This is a genomic window from Pseudomonas sp. 2(2015) (assembly GCF_000955865.1).
In the GTDB taxonomy this organism is placed as follows: domain Bacteria; phylum Pseudomonadota; class Gammaproteobacteria; order Pseudomonadales; family Pseudomonadaceae; genus Aquipseudomonas.
Genome location: NZ_JYOF01000003.1, coordinates 670,265 through 695,509, shown reverse-complemented (window position 1 = coordinate 695,509; position 25,245 = coordinate 670,265). Strand labels below are relative to the sequence as shown.

23 protein-coding genes are annotated in these 25,245 nt (G+C 62.7%); 14 read left to right on the top strand and 9 right to left on the bottom strand.

Going from position 1 to position 25,245, the window contains the following annotated elements:
• Window positions 1-12 precede the first annotated feature (12 nt).
• Window positions 13-912, top strand: coding sequence for a lipid kinase YegS (yegS, locus tag UB48_RS06085; RefSeq protein ID WP_045194936.1), 900 nt, complete (start codon window positions 13-15; stop codon window positions 910-912).
• Here yegS and UB48_RS06080 read toward each other — a convergent pair.
• From UB48_RS06080 to UB48_RS06070, 3 genes are all read right to left on the bottom strand, one after another.
• Window positions 896-1,555, bottom strand: coding sequence for a response regulator transcription factor (locus UB48_RS06080; RefSeq protein ID WP_045194934.1), 660 nt, complete (start codon window positions 1,553-1,555; stop codon window positions 896-898). The genes yegS and UB48_RS06080 overlap by 17 nt on opposite strands.
• Window positions 1,552-2,442: a sensor histidine kinase gene (locus tag UB48_RS06075; protein ID WP_045194932.1), complete on the bottom strand. Its 891-nt coding sequence runs from the start codon at window positions 2,440-2,442 to the stop codon at window positions 1,552-1,554. Before UB48_RS06075 ends, UB48_RS06080 begins: the two co-directional genes overlap by 4 nt.
• A 437-nt stretch (window positions 2,443-2,879) precedes the next feature.
• Window positions 2,880-3,404 (bottom strand): histidine kinase, encoded by a 525-nt coding sequence (locus tag UB48_RS06070; protein WP_082075399.1) that lies wholly within the window; start codon window positions 3,402-3,404, stop codon window positions 2,880-2,882.
• A gap of 347 nt (window positions 3,405-3,751) precedes the next feature.
• Here UB48_RS06070 and UB48_RS06065 point away from each other — a divergent pair, with 347 nt between their 5' ends.
• On the top strand, window positions 3,752-4,687 hold the full coding sequence (locus tag UB48_RS06065; protein ID WP_038994319.1) for a chemotaxis protein CheV: 936 nt from the start codon (window positions 3,752-3,754) through the stop codon (window positions 4,685-4,687).
• A gap of 40 nt (window positions 4,688-4,727) precedes the next feature.
• A complete protein-coding gene (locus UB48_RS06060; protein WP_082075398.1) occupies window positions 4,728-5,534 on the top strand; it encodes an MOSC domain-containing protein in 807 nt (268 codons plus the stop codon).
• 105 nt (window positions 5,535-5,639) lie between these two features.
• Here UB48_RS06060 and UB48_RS06055 read toward each other — a convergent pair whose 3' ends face one another.
• The gene (locus UB48_RS06055) at window positions 5,640-7,568 is read right to left on the bottom strand and encodes a transglycosylase SLT domain-containing protein (RefSeq protein WP_045194921.1); all 1,929 of its coding nucleotides are present in this window, start codon (window positions 7,566-7,568) and stop codon (window positions 5,640-5,642) included.
• A gap of 221 nt (window positions 7,569-7,789) precedes the next feature.
• On the opposite strand from UB48_RS06055, the gene UB48_RS06050 reads away from it, so the two are divergent.
• On the top strand, window positions 7,790-9,712 hold the full coding sequence (locus UB48_RS06050) for an ATP-binding cassette domain-containing protein (RefSeq protein WP_045194920.1): 1,923 nt from the start codon (window positions 7,790-7,792) through the stop codon (window positions 9,710-9,712).
• A gap of 42 nt (window positions 9,713-9,754) precedes the next feature.
• Here the strand turns inward: UB48_RS06050 and UB48_RS06045 are convergent, their stop codons facing one another.
• Window positions 9,755-10,198, bottom strand: a complete 444-nt coding sequence (locus UB48_RS06045) for a universal stress protein (RefSeq protein ID WP_045194918.1) — start codon at window positions 10,196-10,198, stop codon at window positions 9,755-9,757.
• Between the two features lie 109 nt (window positions 10,199-10,307).
• Between UB48_RS06045 and UB48_RS06040 the strand changes: the two genes are divergently transcribed.
• The 7 genes from UB48_RS06040 (at window position 10,308) to UB48_RS06010 (ending at window position 18,565) form a co-directional block, all read left to right on the top strand.
• Window positions 10,308-10,745, top strand: a complete 438-nt coding sequence (locus UB48_RS06040; protein ID WP_045194916.1) for a hypothetical protein — start codon at window positions 10,308-10,310, stop codon at window positions 10,743-10,745.
• Window positions 10,746-11,225: 480 nt separating this feature from the next.
• On the top strand, window positions 11,226-13,373 hold the full coding sequence (fadB, locus tag UB48_RS06035) for a fatty acid oxidation complex subunit alpha FadB (protein ID WP_045194915.1): 2,148 nt from the start codon (window positions 11,226-11,228) through the stop codon (window positions 13,371-13,373).
• A gap of 31 nt (window positions 13,374-13,404) precedes the next feature.
• On the top strand, window positions 13,405-14,580 hold the full coding sequence (gene fadA, locus UB48_RS06030) for an acetyl-CoA C-acyltransferase FadA (protein ID WP_045194913.1): 1,176 nt from the start codon (window positions 13,405-13,407) through the stop codon (window positions 14,578-14,580).
• Between the two features lie 79 nt (window positions 14,581-14,659).
• Complete coding sequence (locus UB48_RS06025; protein ID WP_045194911.1) at window positions 14,660-14,911, top strand: DUF1653 domain-containing protein; 252 nt, start codon at window positions 14,660-14,662, stop codon at window positions 14,909-14,911.
• Between the two features lie 100 nt (window positions 14,912-15,011).
• Window positions 15,012-17,624, top strand: a complete 2,613-nt coding sequence (topA, locus tag UB48_RS06020; protein WP_010226976.1) for a type I DNA topoisomerase — start codon at window positions 15,012-15,014, stop codon at window positions 17,622-17,624.
• A 135-nt stretch (window positions 17,625-17,759) separates the two neighbouring features.
• Window positions 17,760-18,281, top strand: a complete 522-nt coding sequence (locus tag UB48_RS06015; protein ID WP_045194909.1) for a DUF6586 family protein — start codon at window positions 17,760-17,762, stop codon at window positions 18,279-18,281.
• A 50-nt stretch (window positions 18,282-18,331) separates the two neighbouring features.
• Entirely contained in the window at window positions 18,332-18,565 is a 234-nt protein-coding gene (locus UB48_RS06010; RefSeq protein WP_045194907.1) for a hypothetical protein, read from the top strand.
• Window positions 18,566-18,631: 66 nt separating this feature from the next.
• On the opposite strand, the gene sulA is transcribed toward UB48_RS06010, so the two are convergent.
• Together sulA and lexA are read right to left on the bottom strand one after the other, a co-directional pair.
• Window positions 18,632-19,126 carry an SOS-induced cell division inhibitor SulA gene (gene sulA / locus UB48_RS06005; protein ID WP_045194905.1) on the bottom strand — a complete coding sequence of 165 codons (495 nt, stop codon included), beginning with the start codon at window positions 19,124-19,126 and terminating at the stop codon, window positions 18,632-18,634.
• A 10-nt stretch (window positions 19,127-19,136) separates the two neighbouring features.
• Window positions 19,137-19,745, bottom strand: a complete 609-nt coding sequence (lexA, locus tag UB48_RS06000) for a transcriptional repressor LexA (RefSeq protein ID WP_045194902.1) — start codon at window positions 19,743-19,745, stop codon at window positions 19,137-19,139.
• 230 nt (window positions 19,746-19,975) lie between these two features.
• Here lexA and UB48_RS05995 point away from each other — a divergent pair, with 230 nt between their 5' ends.
• The 3 genes from UB48_RS05995 to nagZ are packed head-to-tail and all read left to right on the top strand — an operon-like array spanning window position 19,976 to window position 22,281.
• On the top strand, window positions 19,976-20,689 hold the full coding sequence (locus UB48_RS05995; RefSeq protein ID WP_045194900.1) for a TetR/AcrR family transcriptional regulator: 714 nt from the start codon (window positions 19,976-19,978) through the stop codon (window positions 20,687-20,689).
• Window positions 20,690-20,735: 46 nt separating this feature from the next.
• A complete protein-coding gene (locus UB48_RS05990) occupies window positions 20,736-21,260 on the top strand; it encodes a L,D-transpeptidase (protein ID WP_045194898.1) in 525 nt (174 codons plus the stop codon).
• Window positions 21,261-21,282: 22 nt separating this feature from the next.
• Window positions 21,283-22,281 carry a beta-N-acetylhexosaminidase gene (gene nagZ, locus UB48_RS05985; RefSeq protein ID WP_177329147.1) on the top strand — a complete coding sequence of 333 codons (999 nt, stop codon included), beginning with the start codon at window positions 21,283-21,285 and terminating at the stop codon, window positions 22,279-22,281.
• An 81-nt stretch (window positions 22,282-22,362) separates the two neighbouring features.
• Here nagZ and UB48_RS05980 read toward each other — a convergent pair whose 3' ends face one another.
• Both UB48_RS05980 and UB48_RS05975 read right to left on the bottom strand, forming a co-directional pair.
• On the bottom strand, window positions 22,363-24,678 hold the full coding sequence (locus UB48_RS05980; protein ID WP_045194894.1) for a DEAD/DEAH box helicase: 2,316 nt from the start codon (window positions 24,676-24,678) through the stop codon (window positions 22,363-22,365).
• A 4-nt stretch (window positions 24,679-24,682) separates the two neighbouring features.
• Entirely contained in the window at window positions 24,683-25,243 is a 561-nt protein-coding gene (locus tag UB48_RS05975) for a CsiV family protein (RefSeq protein ID WP_045194890.1), read from the bottom strand.
• Window positions 25,244-25,245 lie beyond the last annotated feature (2 nt).

The following is a 25,245-nucleotide window of genomic DNA, read 5'->3' as shown; positions in this document are numbered from 1 at the left end:
GGGAACGCACACATGGCGCAGCAAAAGGCATTGATGATCCTGCATGGCAAGCAGGCCATGAACGAAGAGGTGCGTGCTGCGGTGACCGGCATGCGAGAGCGCGGCTGGCAGTTGGACGTGCGCCTGACCTGGGAGGGGGGCGACGCCCAGCGCCTGGTCGAAGAAGCGCTGGCCGCCGGCTACCCGCACCTGGTGGCCGCGGGTGGCGATGGCACCCTGCGCGATGTCGCCGAAGCGATGGTGCGTGCCGACGCTGACGCCAGCCTGGTGTTGCTGGCGCTGGGCACCGCCAACGATTTTGCCAAGGCTGCCGGCGTGCCGCTGGAGCCGGCGCAGGCGCTGATGCTGCTGGAAGTACCGGCCCGGGCCATTGACCTGGGCGAGGTGGGTGGGCAGGTATTCCTGAACATGGCCACCGGTGGTTTCGGCAGCCAGGTTACCGCTAACACCTCCGAAGACCTGAAAAAGGTATTGGGTGCGGCAGCCTACCTGTTCACCGGCCTGTCGCGCTTCAGCGAGCTGCGCGCAGCCTCGGTCGAGCTGCATGGCCCGGATTTCCAGTGGCAGGGTGAGTTGCTGGCGCTGGGCATCGGCAACGGGCGGCAGGCCGGCGGCGGGCATGCGTTGTGCCCCCAGGCGCAGGTTGATGATGGCTTGCTCGACATCAGCATCCTGCCGGCACCCCAGGAAGTGGTCGGCACCTTGCGCGGCCTGCTCAGCGATGGCTTGGGGCTGGACAGCATGTTTGTCCGTGCGCGCTTGCCATGGGTCGAGATCAGAAGCTCGCAAGGCCTGGACATCAACCTCGATGGTGAGCCCCTGCAGGGCGACAACCTGCGTTTTGAAGTGCTGCCCGCGGCCTTGCGCGTGCACCTGCCGGTCGACTCGCCGCTGCTCAGTCGTCGAGGCTGATGATTTGCTCGCGCACGGCAAACAGCACCAGGCCAGCAACGTCGTAGATCTGCAGGCGTTTCATGATCTGCGAGCGGTGGGTTTCCACGGTCTTGATGCTCAAGCCCAGGCCCTGGGCGATTTCCCGGGTCGACTTGCCGCGCACGATCAGGCGCAGGATTTCCAGTTGGCGGGCGGTGAGGTTGTGCTTTTCCGCTGTCTCCGGCTTGCCCGACTGGGCGCGCAGCAGGGCCTGGTTGATTACCGTGTGGGCAATCGCCGGGCTCAGGTAGCGCTCGTTGCCGCGCAGTGCTGCCAATGCCTGCTCAAGCTCGGTGGCGGTGGTGTCTTTGAGCAGGTAGCCATGGGCGCCGCTTTCCAGGGCCTGCATGATCAGCTCCGGGTCGGTGTGCATGGAGAGGATCAGCACCTTGCTGCGACAGCCCAGGGCGCGCAGGCGGGTCAGGGCATCCAGGCCGCTGGTGCAGCGCATGGAGATATCCAGCAGGACGATGTCCGGGTCCAGTTGCATGACCAGTTCCGGCACCTGGCTGCCGTCGTTGGCTTCGCCGATCACGGCATAGCCGGGAATGTCGGACACCAGCGCGCGCACACCTGCGCGAATCAGTGAATGGTCATCGACCAACAGCAATGTACAGGTCATGGGACGTTACTTGTCTTGGCGCGTTCGAGGGTGCGCGCAGGCCAGGGGAACAGGGCGTCGATCTGGGTGCCCAGGCCGGGCTGGCTGTTGACCGACAGTGTGCCATTGAGCAGGCCGACGCGCTCGAGCATTCCGGCCATGCCGCGCTGGCCTTCATCGGCTGGGCTGCTGGCCGGCGAAAAGCCCAGGCCGTCATCGCTGATCGACAACGCCAGGCCTTCGGGCTGGCGCTGAATGCGCACCACCAGGTTCTTTGCCTTGGCGTGACGCAGGATGTTGGTCACCGCCTCTTGGGTAATGCGAAAGGCGGCAATCGCCATGTCTTCGGGCAAGCCCCCCAGGCGCTGGCGGCATTCCAGGCTCCAGTGCACCTCGGTGTTTTCCAGGGCGCGCAGCAGGTGCGCGCGCAGGCTGGCTTCCAGGCCCAGGCTGGACAGTTGTCTTGGGTTGAGGATGGCCGAAACATCGCGCACGCTGGCCAGGGTGTCGTCCAGGGTGCTGCGCAAGGTTTTGCAGTGCTCCTGCAGCTCGCTCGGAGCGCGGCGCGCGAGCCAGTCGGCCTGGAGTTTGGCGGCGGTCAGCAACTGGCCGATATCGTCGTGCAGTTCGCGGCTCAGGCGCTGGCGTTCGCTTTCCTGCACTTTGAGCAGGCGGTCGGCCAGTTCCGCCGGGCGCAGGGCAATCGAGCGCGCCCACTGGCGCAGTTGCCAGGCAATGCTCGACAGGGCAACCAGTTGCAGGGCCAGGGCGATGCCTGGCAGTGGTTGCTCAAGCAGGTACAAGGCCAGGTTGACGGCAACCGAAGCCAGGCACAGCAGGGCGGTTGCCCAGCGCAACAGAGAGGCTCCGGGGTGCCAGCGCTTGAGTGTCTTGAGGCTTGAGAACATAGAAATTGAAGCCACTGAAATATCGCTGTTGAAAGCCTTGCAAAGGTCGAACTAGAGGCGTTTGTCGAATTGCCTTCAATAACGTTTAAATGCCGGCGCCGGGGTAACCGCGATGAAAGTCTGCACGCGGTGTCTGGGGAGATCCGGGTAAGGTGCATGTGTCCATCAGCGCGCATGGTATCACTTCAAATACAATTGGTCGCGAACTCTGATAACTGACTGAATAGCCAGATTTTACGGGCTGGTACGACGGTTCCGATTGTCTTCGAATCTAGCATTTTGCCATCAGTTTGCGGGGCTGGGATTTTGCCCGAAATCAATTAAACGAAATGTTTGTTGCAGATAATTAGAGAGACCTGGAAATACACTAAGTTGGGTCTTAGTGTGCACTCGTCACAGGCTTGGTTAATCTCGCCGGGGCAGTATTGTTATGTCCCTTAGTTGCCCCTGGTTGGCGAAGAAAGTGCAGTGGCGTTCGCGCTGGTGGGCGCAGCCATTGAAGGGGCGGGGTGTTCGCAAGTGTGCCGGGTTTCGATGCAAGAGTCGCAGGCCAGAGCCTCCTGCGGGCTCAGGGCCGTGGCCAGGGTGTCGAGCAACTGCACCTGTTCCTCGGTATCCAGACTCAGGCGGCCGGTGTGCGGATCGATCAATTCCAGCTGCCAGGCCAGCAGGGTCAGGCAGCTTTCCAGGGCTTGCAGGGCTTCACCTTGCAATGCCGGTTGCGCCTGCGCGGGTTCCAACAGCGCCTGCAGATGCTGGCTGTAGCTCGCGACCTCGACCAGGCCAAGGGCCTGTGCGCGTTCTACCAGGGTGGCCAAGGTATCGTTGAGGCAGTGACAGGCATCCGGATCGTTGTCGATCAGTTGCAGGTGCAGCAGGCATTCCTCTGCCTTGGTCAGCAGCACCTGGGCGTCGATCAGGAAATCCTGCAGGGCGCTGTTGTGCAGTGCGTCGTTAGCCATCATTTGGCTCCAGCGCGTAAGGCTGGAGCAGGGGCTGGCCACCATGAGGCGATCGCTGACAAAAGCCTGACTCCGTTCATGCAATGAGAATGGCGTCACATTAATGGCTAATGGATATTGCGAACATCAGGTCTCACCCGATTGTCACTAGGGGATTCCCTGATGCGGTGTTTTCGATACGACCCTTTGCGGGTGTTTGCGACAGCGGAGAGGTGAGCGCAGTAAAGCATGATGGTAAAATGACATCAATGGGCTGCGGAGCATTTTCTTCACAGGGTCAAGCTCTGCGGCAAACGGCCGATACAGGGCCATTGGGATCATTTTCGACACACCTTGGGGGCTCTTCGATGGCTGGCATTCTCGACACGGTAGACCAAAGAACGCAGCTGGTGGGCGAGAACCGCCTGGAAATCCTGATGTTCCGCCTGGCTGGCCGGCAACTGTTCGCGATCAACGTGTTCAAGGTCCAGGAAGTGCTGCAGATGCCCAAGCTGACCCTGATGCCGCAGCGCCATGCGTACGTCTGCGGCGTGGTCAACCTGCGCGGCCAGACCCTGCCGGTGATCGACCTGTCCCAGGCCATCGGCATGCGCCCGTTGGAGCCAGGCCCGGGCAGCACCATCATCGTCACTGAATACAACCGCTCGGTGCAGGCCTTCCTGGTCGGCGGCGTCGACCGCATCGTCAACATGAACTGGGAAGCCATCATGCCGCCGCCGACCAGCGCCGGTCGCCAGCACTACCTGACGGCGATCAGCAAGGTCGACGAGCAACTGGTGGAAATCATCGACGTCGAGAAGGTTCTGGCGGAAATCGTCCCGTACAGCGCCAAGGTCTCGCGCGACAAGCTCGAAGACCCGGTGCTGGCCCGTGCCCGCGGCCGCGAAGTGCTACTGGTCGACGACTCTACCGTGGCCCTGGCGCAGTTGCGCGACACCTTGTCGCAACTGGGAGTGAAAATGCATGTGGCCAGCGATGGCCTCAAGGCGCTGCGAATGCTCAAGGGCTGGGCCGATGCCGGCGAGGATGTTTGCGAGAAACTGCTGATGGTTTTCACCGATGCCGAAATGCCGGAAATGGACGGCTACCGCCTGACCACTGAAATTCGCAACGACCCGCGCCTGCGTTCGTTGTACGTGGTGCTGCACACGTCGCTGTCGGGCAGCTTCAACGAATCGATGGTGAAAAAGGTCGGCTGCGACAACTTCCTGTCCAAGTTCCAGCCCGACAAGCTGGTCGATGTCGTGCGCCAGCGGCTGATGCTGGATGAAGCCACGGCCTGAGTCGGTATAAGCTAGGGCTTTAACCGACACAAGGCAGGTCATGATGCGCCTCAGTGCGTTGTACCGATACCCGCTCAAATCAGCGCGCGGTGAGGCGCTGCAGACTTCCTCGCTGGACCTTCTGGGGTTGAGCGGGGACCGCCGCTGGCTGCTCGTGGAGCGCGCCAACGGGCGCTTCCTGACCCAGCGCATGTACCCGCAGATGACTCAGCTGGCCGCGCTGCACAACGCCGATGGCAGCCTCACCCTTGAGGCGCCGGGCCATCCCACGCTGCATGTGGCCGTACCCGAGCCCGAAAACGACCTGCGCGGTATCACTATCTGGCGCGACACCTTTCGCGTACCCGATGCCGGCGATGCGGCCGCGCAGTGGCTTAGTGCATTCATCGGCAAGGACGTGCGCCTGGTTTACGTGCCCGATCAACGTGCACGCTTCCTGCCCAGTGGGTATGGCCTGAACAGCGACCGTGTGGCGTTTGCCGATGGTTTTCCCTTGCTGCTGATTGGCCAGGCATCGCTGGATGACCTGGTAGCGAAGGTCGGGCGGCCGCTGCAGATGCTGCGCTTTCGTCCCAACCTGGTGGTGGAGGGCAGTGCTGCCTTTGCCGAGGATGGCTGGAAGCGCATCCGTATCGGCGAGGTCGAATTCCGGGTGCTCAAGCCCTGCGAGCGCTGCATCATGACCACCATCGACCCGCAGACCGGCGAACGCAGCCCGGACCGTGAACCACTGGCGACTTTGCAAACCTACCGGCAGAAGGAAGGCGATGTGCTGTTTGGCCAGAACCTGGTGGCCGATGGGGTAGGAAGGCTTGAGGTGGGGATGGCAGTGACGGTGCTGGAGTAGTTCGGCTGTGGACTTCTACCGCGGGGCAAGTCGAGGCGTCGCACCGCCGCTCCCACAACATTGCGCTGTGGGAGCGGCTGTGGACTTGCCCCGCGATGGCATCAATCACTGATCGTCAAAGTACCGCTCATGCCAGTCCACCAGCGGCTGCGGCGAATTGAGCTTTTGCCCGTAGATCACCGAATACGACAGCACGTTCTGCACGTACTGGCGTGTCTCGTCGAACGGGATCGACTCGACCCAAACGTCAAAGCTCAGGTGGTCGGCGCCCCGTAGCCACTGGCGTACCCGGCCTGGCCCGGCGTTGTAGGCGGCCGAGGCGAGCACGCGGTTGCCGTTGAACTGGCTGTGCACCTGGCTCAGGTAGGCAGCGCCCAGCTGGATGTTCTTGTCCGGGTTGAACACCTGCGCCGGCGAGGCCAGCGGGATGCTGAACTTGCGCGCGGTCTCTTTGGCGGTGGCCGGCATCAGTTGCATCAGGCCACTGGCGCCAACGCTTGAGCGGGCATCGTCCATGAACGCGCTTTCCTGGCGGGTGATGGCAAACACCCAGCTCGAATGCAGGCCGCGCACCTTGGCCTCGCGCACCAGGGTGTCGCGGTGGGCCATCGGGAAGCGGATGTCCAGGTCGTCCCAGTACTTGGCCTGGCTGATGGTGCGAATGGCCGGGAAGTACCAGCGCATGTCATAGGCCAGCTTGGCCTGGGCGACCATCTCGTCACGGTTGAAGTGCCGGCTGACGTGATACCACTCGCGGCGACCGTCGACGATCTGCCCGCGGGCATGGAACTCCAGTGCACGTTTGACCCCAGGGGTGTTGCGAACCTTGTTGATGAGCTGTTGGCTGAGTACCAGCGGCTTGTTGTTCAACTGGTAGGGGGTTTGCGCGCGGTCGGCGGCGAGGAAGCCGTAGAAGTCGCGCTCACGGGCCACGGTTTTGTACAGCAGCGGGATCTGCGGGTTCTTCGGCTGCGCCAGCTCCAGGCTGCGCGCCTGCCAGTAGCGCCAGCGGTTGCTGCTGGCCAGGTCCTGGGGCAGGCGCTTGGTCAGCTCGTAGGCATCTTCCCAGCGGCCCAGGCGCAGCAGCAGGCGCAGGCGCCATTCGGTGACGGTGTTGTCACGCAGCTCCGGGTCGTAGCGGGTCATCAGATCCAGCGCCCGCGGGTCGTAGCGACGCGCCAGGGTCAGGCCGATTTCGCGGGCGATGGCGACCTTTTCGTCGCGGGAGAAATGCATGCGGTTGGCGTAGTCATCGAGCAGGCTCATGGCCCGCTCCGGGTCCTGGCGGGCCAGGCGGCGCAGGCCGAGGCTGACCACGTCGGACATCGCCTCGTTGACCGGAGTGAAGCGCCCGGGCTGGTTGAGCAGCTCGGGCTTTTGTGCCACGTCGATCAGCAGGCGGCCTTGCGGTGCCAGGGTGTTGAGGCTTTTGACCAGGGTGTTGGCCAGCGCGTAGTTGCGGGTTTGGGCCGCCAGCTTGGCGCGCTCCCAGCGCTTTTGCTCGGTCAACTGGCCTTCGGCGGCCCAGCGCTCGAACAGGGCATCGCAGGCAGCCGGTTGCGACTTGCCGACCAGCCAGAGTTTCTCGGCGCTGGCAAAGCCTTCGGCGCGATGGCCGTGGCTGAGCTGGTACTGGCCGTTGAGGCAGTCCAGCTCGGTGAAATTGAGCTTTGGATCGTAGTACTTGGTGAAGGTCGCCCAGTCGCCGCGCTCGGCCAGCCAGCGCAACCAGCGCAGCTTCATCCAGTTGGCCTGGGGCAGGTCGCCGTGGGCGGCGAGGAATTTCTCGATTTCGTCGTTGCTGGCAGTTTTAAGCCGGGCGGTGAGTTCGTCGTAGGCCAGGTAAGGCGTCAACGGATAATCGCGCAGGGCATCGGCGTAACGCAGGTACGGGCCCTTGTCGCCCTTGGCCAGGGCGCGTTTGGCTTCATCGTAGTATTGACGTTGCTGGGTGATGTCGGTGGCCTGGGCGACACCCACTGCCGAGGCAGTGAGAAGCAGGCTGGATACGAGGCAGAACAGGCGGCTGCGCATGAGACTTCCGGGCAGTTTGACCATGAAAAGTGACGGCGAAGCCAGCACTGTTGGAGTTGCATTGCCTTAGCTTAGCCGGTTGCAACAGGCGGATGAAAGCATTGTGCTTGTATCTGGTTGTAAAGAAGCGGCCCGTCGTCGGAAGGTACAGTAGGACGCGCTGCTTAATGTGAAGCCGGCCCAAGTCGGGTAGAATGCGCGCCCGGTTTTTGGAGAAGATCATGACCCTGCTCAAATTAAGCGATGTGTCCCTTGCGTTCGGCGCCACGCCGTTGTTGGACAAGGTGTCCTGGCAGATCGCCCGTGGTGAGCGGGTGTGCATCATCGGCCGCAACGGCACTGGCAAGTCGAGCATGCTGCGCCTGGTCAAGGGCGATCAGAAGCCTGATGAAGGCGACGTCTGGCGTGCCCCGGGCCTGAAGATCGGCGAGCTGCCGCAAGAGTTGCCGGTGGCTGACGGCCGTACCGTGTTCGACGTGGTAGCCGAAGGTCTCGATGGCGTCGGCGCCTTGCTGGCCGAATACCACCATCTGAGCCAGAACATCCATAGCGATGCCGACCTGGAAAAGCTCATGCATGTCCAGCACGACCTCGAGTCGCGCGATGGCTGGCGCCTGCAGCAACTGGTCGACAGCACCCTGAGCCGCCTGCAATTGCCGGCCGACAAGACCCTGGCCGAGCTCTCCGGTGGCTGGCGCCGCCGCGTGCTGCTGGCCCAGGCGCTGGTGTCCGAGCCTGACCTGCTGCTGCTCGACGAACCGACCAACCACCTGGACATCGGCGCCATTGCCTGGCTTGAAGATGCCCTCAGTGGTTTCGGCGGCGCCGTGCTGTTCATCACCCACGACCGTTCCTTCCTGCAGAACCTGGCCACGCGCATCCTCGAGCTGGACCGCGGCGGCCTGATCGACTGGAACGGCGACTACGCAAGTTTCCTGGTGCACAAGGAAGCGGCGCTGGCGGCCGAAGAAACTGCCAACGCCCTGTTCGACAAGAAGCTGGCCCAGGAAGAAGTGTGGATCCGCCAGGGCATCAAGGCCCGGCGCACCCGCAACGAAGGTCGCGTACGCGCCCTCAAGGCCCTGCGCGTTGAGCGCAGCGAACGCCGCGAGCGCCAGGGCAAGGCCAACATCATGCTCGATGTCGCGGAGAAATCCGGCAAGCAGGTGATGGTCCTGGAGAACGTCAGCTTCAGCCACCCCAACGGCCCGCAGCTGGTCAAGGACTTCTCCATGGTCCTGCAGCGCGAAGACCGCATCGGCCTGCTCGGCGCCAACGGCACCGGCAAGACTACGCTGCTCAAGCTGATGCTCGGCGATCTTGAGCCCACCAGCGGCAAGGTCGAGTCTGGCACCCGTCTGGAAGTGGCCTATTTCGACCAGCTGCGCCATCAGCTGGACCTGGAAAAGACCGTGATCGACAACCTCGCCGAAGGTCGCGATTTCATCGACATCGACGGCCAGAGCCGTCACGTGCTGAGCTACCTGGGCGACTTCCTGTTCAGCCCGCAGCGTGCCCGCACGCCGGTCAAGGCCTTGTCCGGTGGTGAGCGTGCGCGCCTGCTGCTGGCCAAATTGTTCAGCAAGCCGGCCAACCTGCTGGTGCTCGACGAACCGACCAACGACCTCGACGTCGAGACCCTCGAGCTGCTCGAAGAAGTGCTGTCGGCGTTCAAGGGCACCGTGCTGATGGTCAGCCACGACCGGGCCTTCCTCGACAACGTGGTCACCAGCACCCTGGTGTTCGAAGGCGAGGGCAAGGTGCGCGAGTATGTCGGCGGTTACCAGGACTGGATCCGCCAGGGCGGTTCGCCGAAGCTGCTCGGCGTCACCGAAAGCAAGTCGGGCAAGTCCGAGCTCAACACGGCAGTGGTCGAGGCCGTGGCACCTGCGCCGGTAGCAGCACCAGCAGCGGTTGACGCGCCGAAGAAAAAGCTCAGCTACAAGCTGCAGCGCGAGCTCGAAGCCCTGCCGGGCCAGATCGACGCACTGGAGCAGAAGATGGCTGCGGTGCAGGAAGAAATTGCTGCCCCGGCCTTCTACCAGCGCCCGATCGAGCAGACCAGCGCCGTACTGGCAAGCCTGGAGAAGATGCAGGGCGAACTGGACGTGCTGGTCGAGCGCTGGGCTGAGCTCGACAGCTGAGGGGCAGGGCCCGGCGCTTGAAAGTGCGCCGGGCCCAGGCTTTTACTCGGCTTTTTTCTGCAGGCGTACCGCTAGCACATCGCACGGTGCGCCATGCAGCACGTCATTGGCGGTCGAGCCCAGCAGCAGGGCCAGGCCGTGGCGGCCATGGCTGCCGACCACGATCAGGTCGCATTTCTGCTCCTTGGCCAACTGGTGGATTTCCTGGCGCGGCTGGCCGTAGGTCAGGTGCGAATCGCCGCGGTTGATGTCGGGGTACTTGTTGTACAGGCGCTCCATGCGCTCCTTGGCCTGGTCGAACTGCTGCTGTTGCAGCTGCGACAGGTCCATCGGCACGTCGCCGCCAAAGGCCATGGCCATGGGCTCGACAATGTGCACCAGGGAAACCTTGGCGCGGGTAGGTTCAGCCAGCTTCATGGCGCGCTTGATGACCGGGTCGCATTCTTCGGTCAGGTCGACGGCAACCAGTATGTGTTCGTAGGGCATGAGAAGCTCTCCTGACAGTCGCGATAGTTAAAGTATGGTCGGTTTCAGGCTGATCGCTTCGAAGCACGGCTAACCAGCTCATTTGCAAAGCTTTATGGGAACAACAGATATGACGGTCTGGGTAGTGGTGTCAATCCTTGCGCTGATTCTCAGCCCTTTGGCCTGGTTGCGTCCTTCACGCAAGCAGAGCGGCCAGATGGCCTTGCGCATGGAAGCCCGGCGCATGGGCCTGGCCATGCAACTGGCGCCCCAGGAGTGGCCGCACTGGCTGCCCAAAGAGCCGCCAAGCCCCTGTGCCCAGTACCTGCGACCGCGGCGCCCGGGCCGCAGCGACAGCTGGAGCTATTGGCAGACCACCCCTGGCGTATGGCTCAACCAGTGGCGCGAGCCGTGCACCGATGCTGTGCATGCCGGTCAATTGGCACGCTTGCCAGAAAGCGTCTACAAGGTTGAGGCGGGTCCGCAGATGGTTGCCCTGTACTGGGGTGAGCGCGGTGAAACGGCTGTATTGCAGGATATTGCCGAGGTCCTCAAGGCGCTGGCCTGATCATCATCAATAAAAAGCCCGATTCACAGATCGGGCGGACAGGCCAGGCAGGCCGGCTTAAGGTTCAATCTCTCCCAGTGTAGCCATCTCGCGGCTATCTGCTGCAAATCCCAACTTTTTCCGTGTTGATCAATAGTAACGGCGTGTAAGCCGTTGAACACTATCGCGCCAGTGAATGGCTCAGCATCACCGCCACGGCGGTTTACCCGCGCTCAGCAGAAAATGACCGGAAAGTCGCGTTTTGCCGCTGCTTTTGGGTATTTGACAACGGCGATCTTTTCGTTGAATGTGTGCATACCCAAATCAAACGGGCGTATGAATTGAGCGTTTGTATTGTCAGACGGCTCTTACAGAATCCCGACTATCGCGCTGGCGGGTGTGCCTGGCGCAAGGGTTCGGCAACAACGGCCATTGGCCGGCCGGGCCTTTCACCAGCGATCGGCGTGTACAGTTCAGCTTCCATATCGTGGAGATCAGTTGATGATTTACGAAGGTAAAGCCATCACGGTTAAGGCTCTTGAAAGCGGCATCGTCGAACTGAAGTTCGACCTCAAGGGTGAGTCCGTCAACAAGTTCAACCGTCTTACCCTGAACGAATTGCGTCAGGCCGTAGACACCATCAAAGCCGACGCATCGATCAAGGGCGTGATTGTCAGCAGTGGCAAGGACGTGTTCATCGTCGGCGCGGACATCACCGAGTTTGTCGACAACTTCAAGCTGCCCGAGGCCGAACTGGTCGCCGGCAACCTGGAAGCCAACCGGATTTTCAGCGATTTCGAAGACCTGGCCGTGCCGACCGTTGCCGCGATCAATGGCATCGCCCTGGGCGGCGGCCTGGAAATGTGCCTGGCGGCGGACTACCGCGTCATGGCCAGCAGCGCCAAGATCGGCCTGCCGGAAGTCAAACTGGGCATCTACCCGGGCTTCGGCGGTACCGTGCGCCTGCCGCGCATCATCGGTGCCGACAACGCCATCGAGTGGATTGCCGCCGGCAAGGAAAACCGTGCTGAAGACGCGCTGAAGGTCGGCGCCGTCGATGCCGTGGTGGTTCCCGAGCTGCTGCAGGCTGCGGCCCTGGACCTGATCAAGCGCGCCATCAGCGGCGAGCTCGACCACAAGGCCAAGCGCCAGCCGAAACTGGAAAAACTCAAGCTCAACGCCATCGAACAGATGATGTCGTTCGAAACCGCCAAGGGTTTCGTCGCCGGTCAAGCTGGCCCGAACTACCCGGCGCCGGTCGAAGCGATCAAGAGCATCCAGAAGGCCGCCAACTTCGGTCGTGACAAGGCTCTGGAAGTCGAAGCCGCAGGTTTCGTCAAACTGGCCAAGACCTCGGTTGCCGAGAGCCTGATCGGCCTGTTCCTCAACGACCAGGAGCTCAAGCGCAAAGCCAAGGCCCACGACGAAATCGCTCACGACGTGAAGCAGGCCGCCGTACTCGGCGCCGGCATCATGGGCGGCGGCATCGCCTACCAGTCGGCGGTCAAGGGCACCCCGATCCTGATGAAGGACATCAACGAAGCCGCCATCCAGCTGGGCTTGAACGAAGCCTCCAAGCTGCTCGGCAAGCGCGTTGAAAAAGGCCGCCTGACCCCGGCGAAAATGGCCGAAGCGCTGAACGCGATTCGCCCGACCCTGTCCTACGGCGACTTCGGCAACGTCGACATCGTCGTCGAAGCCGTGGTCGAGAACCCCAAGGTCAAGCAGGCCGTACTGGCTGAAGTGGAAGGCCAGGTCAAGGAAGACGCGATCCTTGCGTCCAACACCTCGACCATCTCCATCAACCTGCTGGCCAAGGCCCTCAAGCGTCCGGAAAACTTCGTCGGCATGCACTTCTTCAACCCGGTGCACATGATGCCGCTGGTCGAAGTCATCCGTGGCGAGAAGTCCAGCGAAGTGGCCGTCGCCACTACCGTGGCCTACGCCAAGAAGATGGGCAAGAACCCGATCGTGGTCAACGACTGCCCGGGCTTCTTGGTCAACCGCGTCCTGTTCCCGTACTTTGGCGGCTTCGCCAAGCTGGTCAGCGCCGGTGTCGACTTCGTGCGCATCGACAAGATCATGGAAAAATTCGGCTGGCCGATGGGCCCGGCCTACCTGATGGACGTGGTCGGCATCGACACCGGCCACCACGGCCGTGACGTCATGGCCGAGGGCTTCCCGGACCGCATGAAGGACGACCGTCGTTCGGCCGTCGATGTGCTCTACGAAGCCAAGCGCCTGGGCCAGAAGAACGGCAAGGGCTTCTACGCCTACGAGACCGACAAGCGCGGCAAGCCGAAGAAGGTCGCTGACGCGGCAGTCCTCGAAGTGCTCAAGCCGATCGTCTACGAGCAGCGTGAAGTCAGCGACGAAGACATCATCAACTGGATGATGATCCCGCTGTGCCTGGAAACCGTTCGCTGCCTGGAAGACGGCATCGTCGACACCGCGGCCGAGGCCGACATGGGCCTGGTCTACGGTATCGGTTTCCCTCCCTTCCGTGGCGGCGCGCTGCGTTACATCGACTCGATCGGTGTAGCCGAATTCGTTGCCCTGGCCGACAAATACGCCGATCTGGGTCCGCTGTATCACCCCACCGCGAAGCTGCGTGAAATGGCCAAGAACGGCCAGAGCTTCTTCGGTTAAGCGCCCAACGATATAGAGCGAGAGTGAATATATGAGCCTGAATCCAAGAGACGTGGTGATTGTCGACTTCGGTCGCACCCCGATGGGCCGCTCCAAGGGTGGCATGCATCGCAATACCCGCGCCGAAGACATGTCCGCGCACCTGATCAGCAAGGTGCTGGAGCGCAACACCAAGGTCGATCCGAGCGAAGTCGAAGACGTCATCTGGGGCTGCGTCAACCAGACCCTGGAGCAGGGCTGGAACATCGCCCGCATGGCCTCCCTGATGACCCAGATCCCGCACACCGCTGCCGGCCAGACCGTCAGCCGCCTGTGCGGCTCCTCGATGAGCGCGCTGCACACCGCCGCCCAGGCGATCATGACCGGCAACGGTGATGTCTTCGTCGTCGGTGGTGTCGAGCACATGGGCCACGTCAGCATGATGCACGGCGTCGACCCGAACCCGCACATGTCGCTGTACGCCGCCAAGGCCTCGGGCATGATGGGCCTGACCGCCGAAATGCTCGGCAAGATGCACGGCATCAGCCGTGAGCAGCAGGACCTGTTCGGCCTGCGTTCGCACCAGCTCGCCCACAAGGCGACGGTCGAAGGCAAGTTCAAGGATGAGATCATCCCGATGCAGGGCTACGACGAGAACGGCTTCCTCAAGGTCTTCGACTACGACGAAACCATTCGCCCGGACACCACCCTGGAAAGCCTGGCGGCCCTCAAGCCGGCTTTCAACCCCAAAGGTGGTACCGTGACTGCCGGTACTTCGTCGCAGATCACCGACGGCGCCTCGTGCATGATCGTCATGTCGGCCCAGCGTGCCCAGGACCTCGGTATCCAGCCTCTGGCGGTGATCCGTTCCATGGCCGTGGCTGGTGTCGACCCGGCAATCATGGGCTACGGTCCGGTTCCGGCAACCCAGAAAGCGCTCAAGCGCGCGGGCCTGTCGATCGCCGATATCGACTTCTTCGAGCTCAACGAAGCCTTCGCCGCACAGGCCCTGCCAGTGCTGAAGGATCTGAAAGTGCTCGACAAGATGGATGAGAAGGTTAACCTGCACGGCGGCGCCATCGCCCTGGGCCATCCTTTCGGTTGCTCCGGTGCGCGGATTTCCGGCACTCTGCTCAACGTCATGAAGCAGAATGGCGGGACCTTCGGCGTTTCGACCATGTGCGTCGGCCTGGGCCAAGGCATCACCACCGTCTTCGAACGCGTTTAACGCTTCGCTGGACGGAAACCGGGGCCTGGTGCCCCGGTTTTTGTTTTTGCAGCAAATTTTTTTCAAGAGGGTGAGCAACATGCAGATACAACCAGGCGTATACCGGCATTACAAGGGGCCTGAGTATCGTGTGTTCGGCACCGCGCGCCATTCCGAAACCGAGGAGTGGGTGGTGTTCTACCAGGCCCTGTACGGCGAATTCGGCCTGTGGGTGCGACCGCTTTCGATGTTTCTGGAGTCGGTCGAGGTTGACGGCGAGCAAGTGCCGCGCTTTGCTTTGGTCAAGGCTGAAACCGAGCTGTTTTCCCGCTCCGATGCCGAGGGTGGCTAAAGCCCCGCGCTTGACCTCACTCTGTTGCCACTATATATAGCGGTGCCGCGTCAGGTACCTGCCGTGTTTTTATTTTCAGTATTCAGGAATTTTCCGATCCATGGGCAAATCGCTGGTCATTGTGGAATCCCCGGCTAAGGCCAAGACCATCAACAAGTACCTGGGCAGCCAGTACGTGGTGAAGTCGAGTATCGGCCATATCCGAGACCTGCCCACCAGCGGTTCGGCCAGCGCCAGCAAGGAGCCTGCTGCCAAGCGCGGCAAGGCCGCCGCGGGCGAAGCGCCGGCCCTGTCGCCGAAAGAGAAGGCGCGCAAGCAGCTGGTTGCGCGCATGGGCGTCGACCCTGACCACGGCTGGAAGGCCAAGTACGAGATTCTCCCGGGCAAGGAGAAGGTCATCGACGAGCTGCGTCGCCTGGCCAAGGATGCCGACACCATCTATCTCGCAACCGACTTGGATCGCGAGGGGGAAGCCATCGCCTGGCACCTGCGCGAAGCCATCGGTGGGGACGACAGCCGCTACAAGCGCGTGGTGTTCAACGAAATCACCAAGAAAGCCATTCAGGAGGCGTTCTCGCAGCCTGGCGAGCTGGATATCGACCGGGTCAACGCCCAGCAGGCGCGGCGCTTCCTCGACCGCGTGGTGGGCTACATGGTTTCGCCACTGCTGTGGGCCAAGATCGCCCGCGGCCTGTCTGCCGGCCGGGTGCAATCGGTGGCGGTGAAGCTGGTGGTCGAGCGTGAGCGCGAAATCCGCGCCTTCATCCCTGAAGAATACTGGGAAGTGCACGCCGACCTGGGTACCGCCAAGGACGCCAAGGTGCGTTTCGAAGTGGCCCGCGAGAACGGCGAAGCCTTCAAGCCGCTGAACGAAGCCCAGGCCATGGCAGCGCTTGCGCAGCTCAAGTCGTCCAGCTACACCGTGGCCAAGCGTGAAGACCGCCCGACCAGCAGCAAGCCGTCGGCGCCGTTCATCACCTCGACCCTGCAGCAGGCCGCGAGCAACCGCCTGGGCTTCGGCGTGAAGAAAACCATGATGATGGCCCAGCGTCTGTACGAAGCCGGCTACATCACCTACATGCGTACCGACTCGACCAACCTTTCGGTCGATGCGGTGGAAATGGCCCGCAGCTACATCGAAAGCGAGTTCGGCAAGAAGTACCTGCCCGAAGCGCCGATCGTCTACGGCAGCAAAGAGGGTGCCCAGGAGGCGCACGAAGCGATTCGTCCGTCCGACGTTAACACCCATCCGACCAAGCTCAGCGGCATGGAGCGTGACGCCGAGCGTCTGTACGAGCTGATCTGGCGCCAGTTCCTGGCCTGCCAGATGCCGCCTGCGCAGTACCTGTCGACCACCGTCAGCGTCACCGCCGGCAACTTCGAACTGCGCGCCAAGGGCCGTATCCTCAAGTTCGACGGCTACACCCGGGTACTGCCGCAGCAGAGCAAGCCGGGCGATGACGATGTGCTGCCGGAAATGAACCAGGGCGAAGTGCTCAAGCTGATCCAGCTCGACCCGAGCCAGCACTTCACCAAGCCGCCGGCGCGCTACTCCGAAGCCAGCCTGGTCAAGGAGATGGAAAAACGCGGCATCGGTCGTCCTTCGACCTACGCGGCGATCATCTCGACCATTCAGGATCGCGGTTACGTGACCCTGCACAACCGCCGCTTCTACTCCGAGAAGATGGGCGACATCGTCACCGAGCGCCTGTCCGAGAGCTTCTCCAACCTCATGGACTACGGCTTTACCGCCGGCATGGAAGAGAACCTCGATGACGTGGCCCAGGGCGAGCGCGACTGGAAAAACGTGCTCGACGAGTTCTACGGCGACTTCAGCAACAAGCTCAAGCTGGCCGAGGACGGCGAGAAGGGCATGCGTGCCAACCAGCCGACCCTGACCAACATTGCCTGCAAGGAATGTGGCCGGCCAATGATGATCCGCACCGCCTCCACCGGCGTGTTCCTCGGCTGCTCGGGCTACAGCCTGCCACCGAAAGAGCGCTGCAAGGCCACCGTCAACCTGGTCCCGGGCGATGAGATCGCCGCCGATGACGAGGGTGAATCGGAATCGCGCGTGCTGCTCAACAAGCACCGCTGCCCGATCTGCTCGACTGCCATGGATGCCTACCTGCTCGATGAGAAGCGCAAGCTGCACATCTGCGGTAACAACCCGGATTGCACCGGCTACGAAATCGAAGAAGGCAACTACCGCATCAAGGGCTACGAAGGGCCGAGCCTTGAGTGCGACAAGTGCGGCAGCGAGATGCAGCTCAAGACCGGCCGTTTCGGCAAGTTCTTCGGTTGCACCAACGCCGAATGCAAGAACACCCGCAAGCTGCTCAAGAGCGGCGAGGCGGCGCCGCCGAAGATGGATGCGGTGAAGATGCCGGAGCTCAAGTGCGAGAAGGTCAACGACACCTACGTGCTGCGTGACGGCGCTTCGGGGTTGTTCCTGGCTGCCAGCCAGTTCCCGAAAAACCGCGAGACCCGCGCACCGCTGGTGATCGAAATCATCCCGCACAAGGACGAGATCGATCCGAAGTACCACTTCCTCTGCGAAGCGCCGAAGAAGGACCCGGACGGTCGCCCGGCAGTCATTCGCTACAGCCGCAAGACCAAGGAGCAGTACGTGCAGACCGAGGTTGACGGCAAGCCGACTGGCTGGCGTGCGTTCTACGACGGCAATGCCTGGAAGGTCGAAGACAAGCGCTGATCGCCAGGTCAGGTAAAAATCGCGGGGCAAGCCCGCTCCTACAGTCTGTAGGAGCGGGCTTGCCCCGCGATGCTTTTCAGGCCTGCACTAGTGTAGATTGATAGACCGCCTTGCAGCCTTTCGGAGGGCACCCAGATGGCCCAGGAACTCTACACCCGCACCAACCAGAAGATTTACTTCGCAGGCCTGGCCCTCGAAGCCCTTGGCAAGGCGCAGGAGAGCCGGGCCATGAACGCCCAGGCGCTGATCCAGGCCGAGCGCGAATCGGCGCTGTTCCACCTGTACGGCGCGTTGCTGGGCTTGTGTCACGAGATTGCCGGGTTCTATCGTTTGCCCCAGGCCGGCGCACCCCGCGCCGAGCTGCTGCTGACCCGTGAAGTGCTTGAGGCCATTGCCATTCCAGAGATGGCCGAACTGGTCGAACTGGCTGAACAGCGCGAAACCTGGCTGGCGCAACTGCTTGACGCTTATGCCGATTTGTTCCGACCGCCGGTCGCGAAAAAAGCAGCAAAAACCGACGTCACCCAGCCGCTGATCCAGGCGGTGAGCCTCGACGAACCCGAGGCGCCAGCGCTGTCGCGCGAAGAGCTGGAAAGCTGGCGGCAGAATCTCAAGCGCCTTACGGTTCGTTTTCGCGAGGGTTTGAGTGAGTGCTGATTGGGGCAACGGCTGGTACAATGCCGGCCTTTCGTGGAGAACAGCCCCTTATGCCAACGTCCTTTCTAGAAATTGTCGAGTTGCCTGATGGCCGGATCGAGCTGCGCCGTGCCGAGGACGAGGGTTCGTTGGTAACCCTGGATTTCTCCGAGGACGCCAAAGCCTTTTTGCAGGGTCAGCACGTCGAAGTGGCCAAGGCCATGCTCAGTGTTGGCGTGCAGATGGCTGGCAAGCTGGTGGAAGGCGAGATCGAGCGCGACGACGGGCCGCGGGTTCTGCACTGATCGCCTGCATGGCTTCCTCGTCCTGAGGAAGCCTGGCGAAATCAACATTTGAAACAGACCTGAATATCAGCCGAGGCGGATGTTCAGGCTTTGTGCGTCTCCTGCACGGGCGGCATTGCTCAGTTGCTGACGGGCGCTGCTGCTGACGGTATTGAGCCAGCTGACCACAGTGTGGCTGCGGCCCAGGCGCAGGGCTTCGCAGGCCAGTTGCAAGGCGCTCTGGTTGCCGCGCGGTTGCAGCAGCAGGATGCGCTCGCGGTTCAGCCCGGCCTCGCGCAGCCAGGCCTGGGTCAGGCTGGCGGGTGGAGCGATCAGGGTCAGCCAGCGGGCGTCATGTTCTTCGCTCAACTCGCTCAGTTCACGCAGCATCGGTGCCAGCAGGCTCTGGCAGCTACCCAGTGCGCCACGCAAGGACAGCTCGCTGAAAACCTGGGCCGCGCCGGGGTGGGGTGCAGGCCTGGTGTTTTTCAGTCCGGGCAGTACCGGCTGGGCCAGGAATGCTTCGAACAGTGGCAATTGTGCTTGCAGCGGTACGTTCTGTGACGCAGGGGGGAACTGCATGAAGCCTCCTTTACCGGCGTATGACGCCGACACTCAAGCCCTCGATCACCAGTTCCTGGTCTTTCAGGTTGACTTCGATAGGGGCGAATTCGGGGTTCTCGGCAATCAGCCAGACCTTGCTGCCTTCGCGCTTGAAGCGTTTGACCGTGACTTCATCGCCGATGCGGGCGACGACGATCTGGCCGTTACGGGCTTCTCGGCAGGTGTGTACCGCCAGCAGGTCGCCGTCGACGATGCCGACATCCTTCATGCTCATGCCGTGAACGCGCAGCAGGTAGTCGGCACGCGGATGGAAGAACCCCGGGTTGATGTTGCAGGACTCCTCGATGTGTTGCTGGGCGAGGATCGGCGCACCGGCTGCTACCCGGCCGATGATCGGCAGGCCGCTGTCGTCGGGCTTGGCTTCGAAGCCCGGGATGCGAATGCCCCGTGACGCCCCGGGGGTCATTTCGATCGCACCCTTGCGGGCCAGGGCCTTGAGGTGCTCCTCGGCGGCGTTGGGCGATTTGAAGCCCAGCTCCTGGGCGATCTCTGCGCGGGTCGGCGGGAAGCCGTTGTCTTCCAGGCAGCGTTTGATAAAAGCCAGAATCTCAGCTTGGCGTGGCGTCAGTTTTAGCATGTCGATCGCTCTGTCTTTTTATACAGTGACTGGGATTATATACAGTGGGTGGCAAGCTGCAAGCGCCAAGCTTGAAGAAACGGCACAGGGGCGTTCTTGCAGCTTGCAGCTTGTGGCTTGCAGCTATGGTTTAATACGTGACCATATGGCCGCAAAACGGCTGCGCGGACTTGACAAATCACCACTTTGAAACGTATGTTTCAAACAAGTGTTTGTCAGGCGGAGAAGTCATGGCCCAGTCGGAAACCGTAGAACGCATTCTCGATGCTGCCGAGCAGCTGTTCGCGGAAAAAGGTTTTGCCGAAACCTCATTACGGCTGATCACCAGCAAGGCCGGCGTCAACCTGGCGGCGGTGAACTACCATTTCGGTTCGAAGAAGGCCCTGATCCAGGCGGTTTTCTCGCGTTTCCTCGGGCCGTTCTGCGCAAGCCTTGAGCGCGAGCTGGAGCGTCGCCAGGCTCGCCCCGAGCAAAAGCCCACCCTTGAAGAGCTGCTGGAGATGCTGGTCGAACAGGCCCTGGTGGTACAGCCACGCAGTGGCAACGACCTGTCGATCTTCATGCGCCTGCTGGGCCTGGCTTTCAGCCAGAGCCAGGGTCACCTGCGGCGCTACCTTGAAGACATGTACGGCAAGGTGTTCCGCCGCTACATGCTGCTGGTCAACGAAGCCGCACCGCGCATTCCGCCAATCGAGCTGTTCTGGCGCGTGCACTTCATGCTCGGCGCTGCGGCGTTCAGCATGTCCGGGATCAAGGCCCTGCGCGCCATTGCCGAAACCGATTTCGGCATCAATACCTCGATCGAGCAGGTCATGCGCCTGATGGTGCCGTTCCTGGCCGCCGGCATGCGCGCCGACAGCGGCGTCACCGACGAGGCCATGGCTGCCGCGCAGCTGCGCCCGCGCAGCAAGTCCTCCAGCGCTCCGGTCGCCGCCAAGGCCTGATGCCACGGCTGGGCGCGGCGGGCCGCATCGGCTAAGCTAGCGCCCCATGGCCAGTCTCGATTTCCTGCATATTTCCCTCGCTGATCAATGCCTCTATGGGTTCGCCCAGGGGCAGTTGCGCCTGCGCCTCGAGATCTCCACCGCGCGCAATGGCGCGGGCGAGCTCAATGGTTCAGGTTGCACGCCGCGAGGGCGCCACCAGGTGCGTGCCAAGATCGGCGCCGGCCTGCCGCAAGGCGCGGTGCTGCGCGGGCGGCGCTGGACTGGCGAGACCTGGTCGGCCGAGCTGCATGAACAATTTCCCGGTCGCGACTGGATCCTTACGCGCATTCTCTGGCTCAGCGGTTGCGAGCCGGGCGTCAATCGCCTGGGGTCGGTCGACACCTTTCGTCGTTACATCTACCTGCATGGCACGCCCGATAGCGAACCTATGGGTGTGCCGTTGTCCCATGGCTGCGTGCGCTTGCGCAACGCCGACCTGCTGAGCCTGTTCGACCAGGTGCCGGTGCATTGCCCGGTGCAGATCGACGAAGCCGCGTGCCCCCAATGGGCTCACATCAGCGTCAACTGAAGGATCAATTATGAGTGCCAGCCTGCAAGGCTCCCTGATGGTCGACATCGCCGGTACCTGGCTGACCGCCGAGGACCGCCAGCTTTTGCGCCAGCCCGAAGTGGCCGGCCTGATCATCTTTGCCCGCAACATTGAAAGCCCGCGCCAGGTGCGTGAGCTGTGTGCCTCGATTCGCGCCATTCGCCCGGAGCTGATCCTCGCGGTGGACCAGGAGGGCGGTCGGGTCCAGCGCCTGCGCCAGGGCTTTGTGCGCCTGCCGGCGATGCGCGCGATTGCCGACAACGCCAACGCAGACTATTTGGCCGAACAGTGCGGTTGGCTGATGGCCACCGAGGTGCTGGCAGTGGGCCTGGACCTGAGCTTTGCGCCGGTGCTGGACCTCGATCACCAGCGCAGCGCGGTGGTCGGCAGCCGTGCCTTTGAAGGCGATCCACAGCGCGCCACGTTGCTTGCCGGTGCTTTTATCCGCGGCATGAACGCTGCGGGCATGGCCGCTTGCGGCAAGCATTTCCCCGGTCATGGCTGGGCCGAGGCCGATTCCCATGTGGCGATCCCTACCGACGAGCGCAGCCTGGAGCAGATCCGCGCAGCCGACCTGGTGCCGTTCACCCGCTTGAGCGGACAAATGGCGGCAGTAATGCCGGCCCATGTGATCTACCCGCAGGTCGACAACCAGCCGGCCGGTTTCTCCCGCCGCTGGTTGCAGGACATCCTGCGTGGCGAGCTGGGTTTCAACGGGGTGATCTTCAGTGATGACCTGTCCATGGCTGGCGCCCACGTGGTCGGCGATGCGGCCAGCCGCATCGAGGCGGCACTGAGTGCCGGCTGCGACATGGGCCTGGTGTGCAATGACCGTGCGGCGGCGGAACTTGCCCTGAGCGCGGCCCAGCGCCTGAAGGTCAAGCCTTCGCCGCGGATTGCGCAGATGCGCGGGCAGGGCTTTGCCCGTACCGACTATCGCCAGCAGCCGCGCTGGCTGGAGGCCCTGGGGGCGCTGAAGGAAGCGCAACTGGTCGATTGATTGCAGGGCTGCGTTGCAGCCCATCGCTGGCAAGCCAGCTCCCACAGAGTCCGTGTGGGAGCTGGCTTGCCAGCGATGAATTCAACCGGATCTTGTGCCTCGCCGCTTCCCCGGCAACGGCGCAAACAGCGCATCGATATCCTCCGCCGCCAAACGCCAGTCCCCCGCCTGGCGCCCATCCAGCACACCCGCCGCCAACGCCGATTTCTCCAGTTGCAACTGCTGGATCTTTTCTTCCACCGTGCCCCGGGTAATCAGCTTGTAGACGAACACCGGCTTCTCCTGGCCGATGCGATAGGCACGGTCGGTGGCCTGGTTTTCCGCGGCCGGGTTCCACCACGGATCGTAGTGGATCACGGTGTCGGCCGCGGTCAGGTTCAAGCCCACACCACCGGCCTTGAGGCTGATCAGGAAGATCTGCAATTGCCCGCTCTGGAAGTCCTGCACCGGCGAGCGGCGATCGCGGGTCTCGCCGGTCAGCAGGGCATAGGCGATACCGCGGTGCTGCAGTTCGGCCTCGATCAGCCGCAGCATGCTGGTGAACTGCGAGAACAGCAGGACGCGTCGCCCTTCGGCCAGCAGTTCTTCGAGCATTTCCATCAGGCTGGTGAGTTTGCCGGAGTGGGCGCCGCGCGCGGTCGAGGCTTCGCTGTTGATCAGGCGTAAATCGCAGCACACCTGGCGCAGCTTTAGCAGCGCTTCGAGAATGATGATCTGGCTGCGCGCCACGCCCTTGCGGGTGATTTCGGCGCGCACTTTCTGGTCCATGGCCAGGCGCATGGTTTCGTACACGTCACGCTGGGCATCGCTGAGCTCGACCCAGTGGATCATTTCGGTCTTGGCCGGCAGTTCGGTGGCCACCTGCTCCTTGGTGCGCCTGAGCAGGAAGGGCTTGATTCGCGCATTCAGGTACTGCAGGCGTTCATCGTTGCCCTGGCGCTCTATCGGCACGCGGTAGTCGCGATTGAAGGCCTTGGCATCGCCCAGCCAGCCAGGCAGCAGGAAGTGAAACAGCGACCACAGCTCGCCCAGGTGGTTTTCCAGCGGCGTGCCGCTCAGGCACAGGCGCTGGCGTGCGTCGAGCTGGCGCGCCGCCTGGGCCGCCTTGCTGTTCGGGCTCTTGATGTACTGCGCCTCGTCGAGGATCAGCACATCCAGCATCAGGCCCTTGAAGTGCTCCAGGTCCTTGGGCAGCAGGGCGTAGGTGGTCAGCAGCAGGTCGTAGTCCTGCAGGTTGTCGAAATGCTTGCGCCGGCCAATGCCCTGCAGGGCCAGTACGCGCAAGCCAGGGGCGAAGCGCGCAGCTTCGTCCTGCCAGTTGGGGATCAGGCTGGTAGGCATCACCACCATCGCCGGGCGGGTCAGGCGTCCGGCGTTCTTTTCGCAGAGCAGGTGGGCGAGGGTCTGCAGGGTTTTGCCCAAGCCCATGTCGTCGGCGAGGATACCGCCAACCTGCAGCTCGCGCAGGGCCTGCATCCAGCTCAGGCCTTCGAGCTGATAGGGGCGCAGGGTTGCGTTCAGGCCATCCGGGGTTTGTGCCGGCTGCAAGCGAATATCGCGCAGCCGTTCGCCCAGGCTGCGCACCTGTTCGCCACCTTGCCAGCTCAACGGCAGGTCTTCCAGGTCGTTGAGGCGGGTGGCGTCCAGGGTTGGCAGGCGCACGCTGGTTTCGCCGGGTTCGCGCAGGTAAAAGTCACCCAGGGTGGCCAGCACCGGCTTGAGGCGGCCGTAGGGCAAGGCCACTTGCAGATTGCGCCGTGCTTCACCGGCGGGGGCGGGGATCTGCACCAGCAACTGCTCGTCGTCGCGACGCTTGTGCAGTTGCGCCGGGTTAAGCAGCTCCGGGTGGCTGCGTAGCACATTGAGCAGAATCGGCAACAGGCTCAGGCGCTGGCCATTGACCTCGATACCCAGCTCCAGGTCGAACCAGTCGCGGCCGCTGGCTTCGTCGATGTGCGCATACCAGTCGTCAACCTCGGCGAGGTTGAAGGCGAAGTCCTCGGTGTACTCGATCTCCCAGCCTTGCTCGCGCAGGCTGGGCAGATCGTTGAGCATGAAACGCAGCCAGGCCGCTTCGGAAGCCAGCTCCAGCAGGTCGCCGGCACTCTCCGGCAAGGCTTTGCTTTGCCGGGTGGCCACCTTGAAGCCCAGGCGTTGAAGGGTTTGGCGGATCTGACTTTCGGCTTCGGCGTGGCGCTGTATGCGTTGGCTGCTGACGTCCAGGCGGCCGGCTTCCTTGCCTTGCCTGCCGCTGGCACGAATGCCGTCATAGTTGAACGACAGCGCCGCCCGGTGCTGGTGCTGGCGCTGCATCCGGCCGGTTTGTGGCACGTAGGCGCTGAACTCGTGGCTGCCCAGGATCAGGTGAGGTGTGGGGGCAAGACCATCGTTAGGCATCGGGTTACTGCTCCATCATCTCCGCAGGCGCAGCGGGGGCGCTGACTGGGCGGTGGGTAGTAACTTTCAGCAGCACGGCCAGGTGTCCGCCATCGAGGAAGGTCAACTCGCCATTTTTCATGTTGCTGTTGCTCTGCTTGAATGCTTCGCTCTGCAGCACGCTGCCGTTGCCGTCGAACTGGTTGACCCAGAAGTTGGCTTCTGCGGCGATAAAGCGCTCTTCCTTGATGCTCAGGTTGCCGGCGATGGGGAACTGGCCGAAGTGTTCTTCGCCGTCGCTGATCGCCACTGTGCCTGCGTCCTGTTTCCAGGCCTTGTGCAGCAGCACGGTGTACTGCGGGTCGGCGGCAAGCTTGGCCGCTTCGTCATTGAGCGCCGGTTGGCGCAGGTCACCTTCCTGGATGGCCTGGGCGCCGTTGCGCCAGTCTTCCGGAGCCGACTTGATGGTGATCGCCGGCACGGCGTTTTGCCGTACCAGGATCATTTCGACCTGAAAAGTGCCATCGGCAAAGGCTGCCGGGGCGATCAGCGCCAGCAGCAGGGTCAGGCTACGCATTACACGCATGG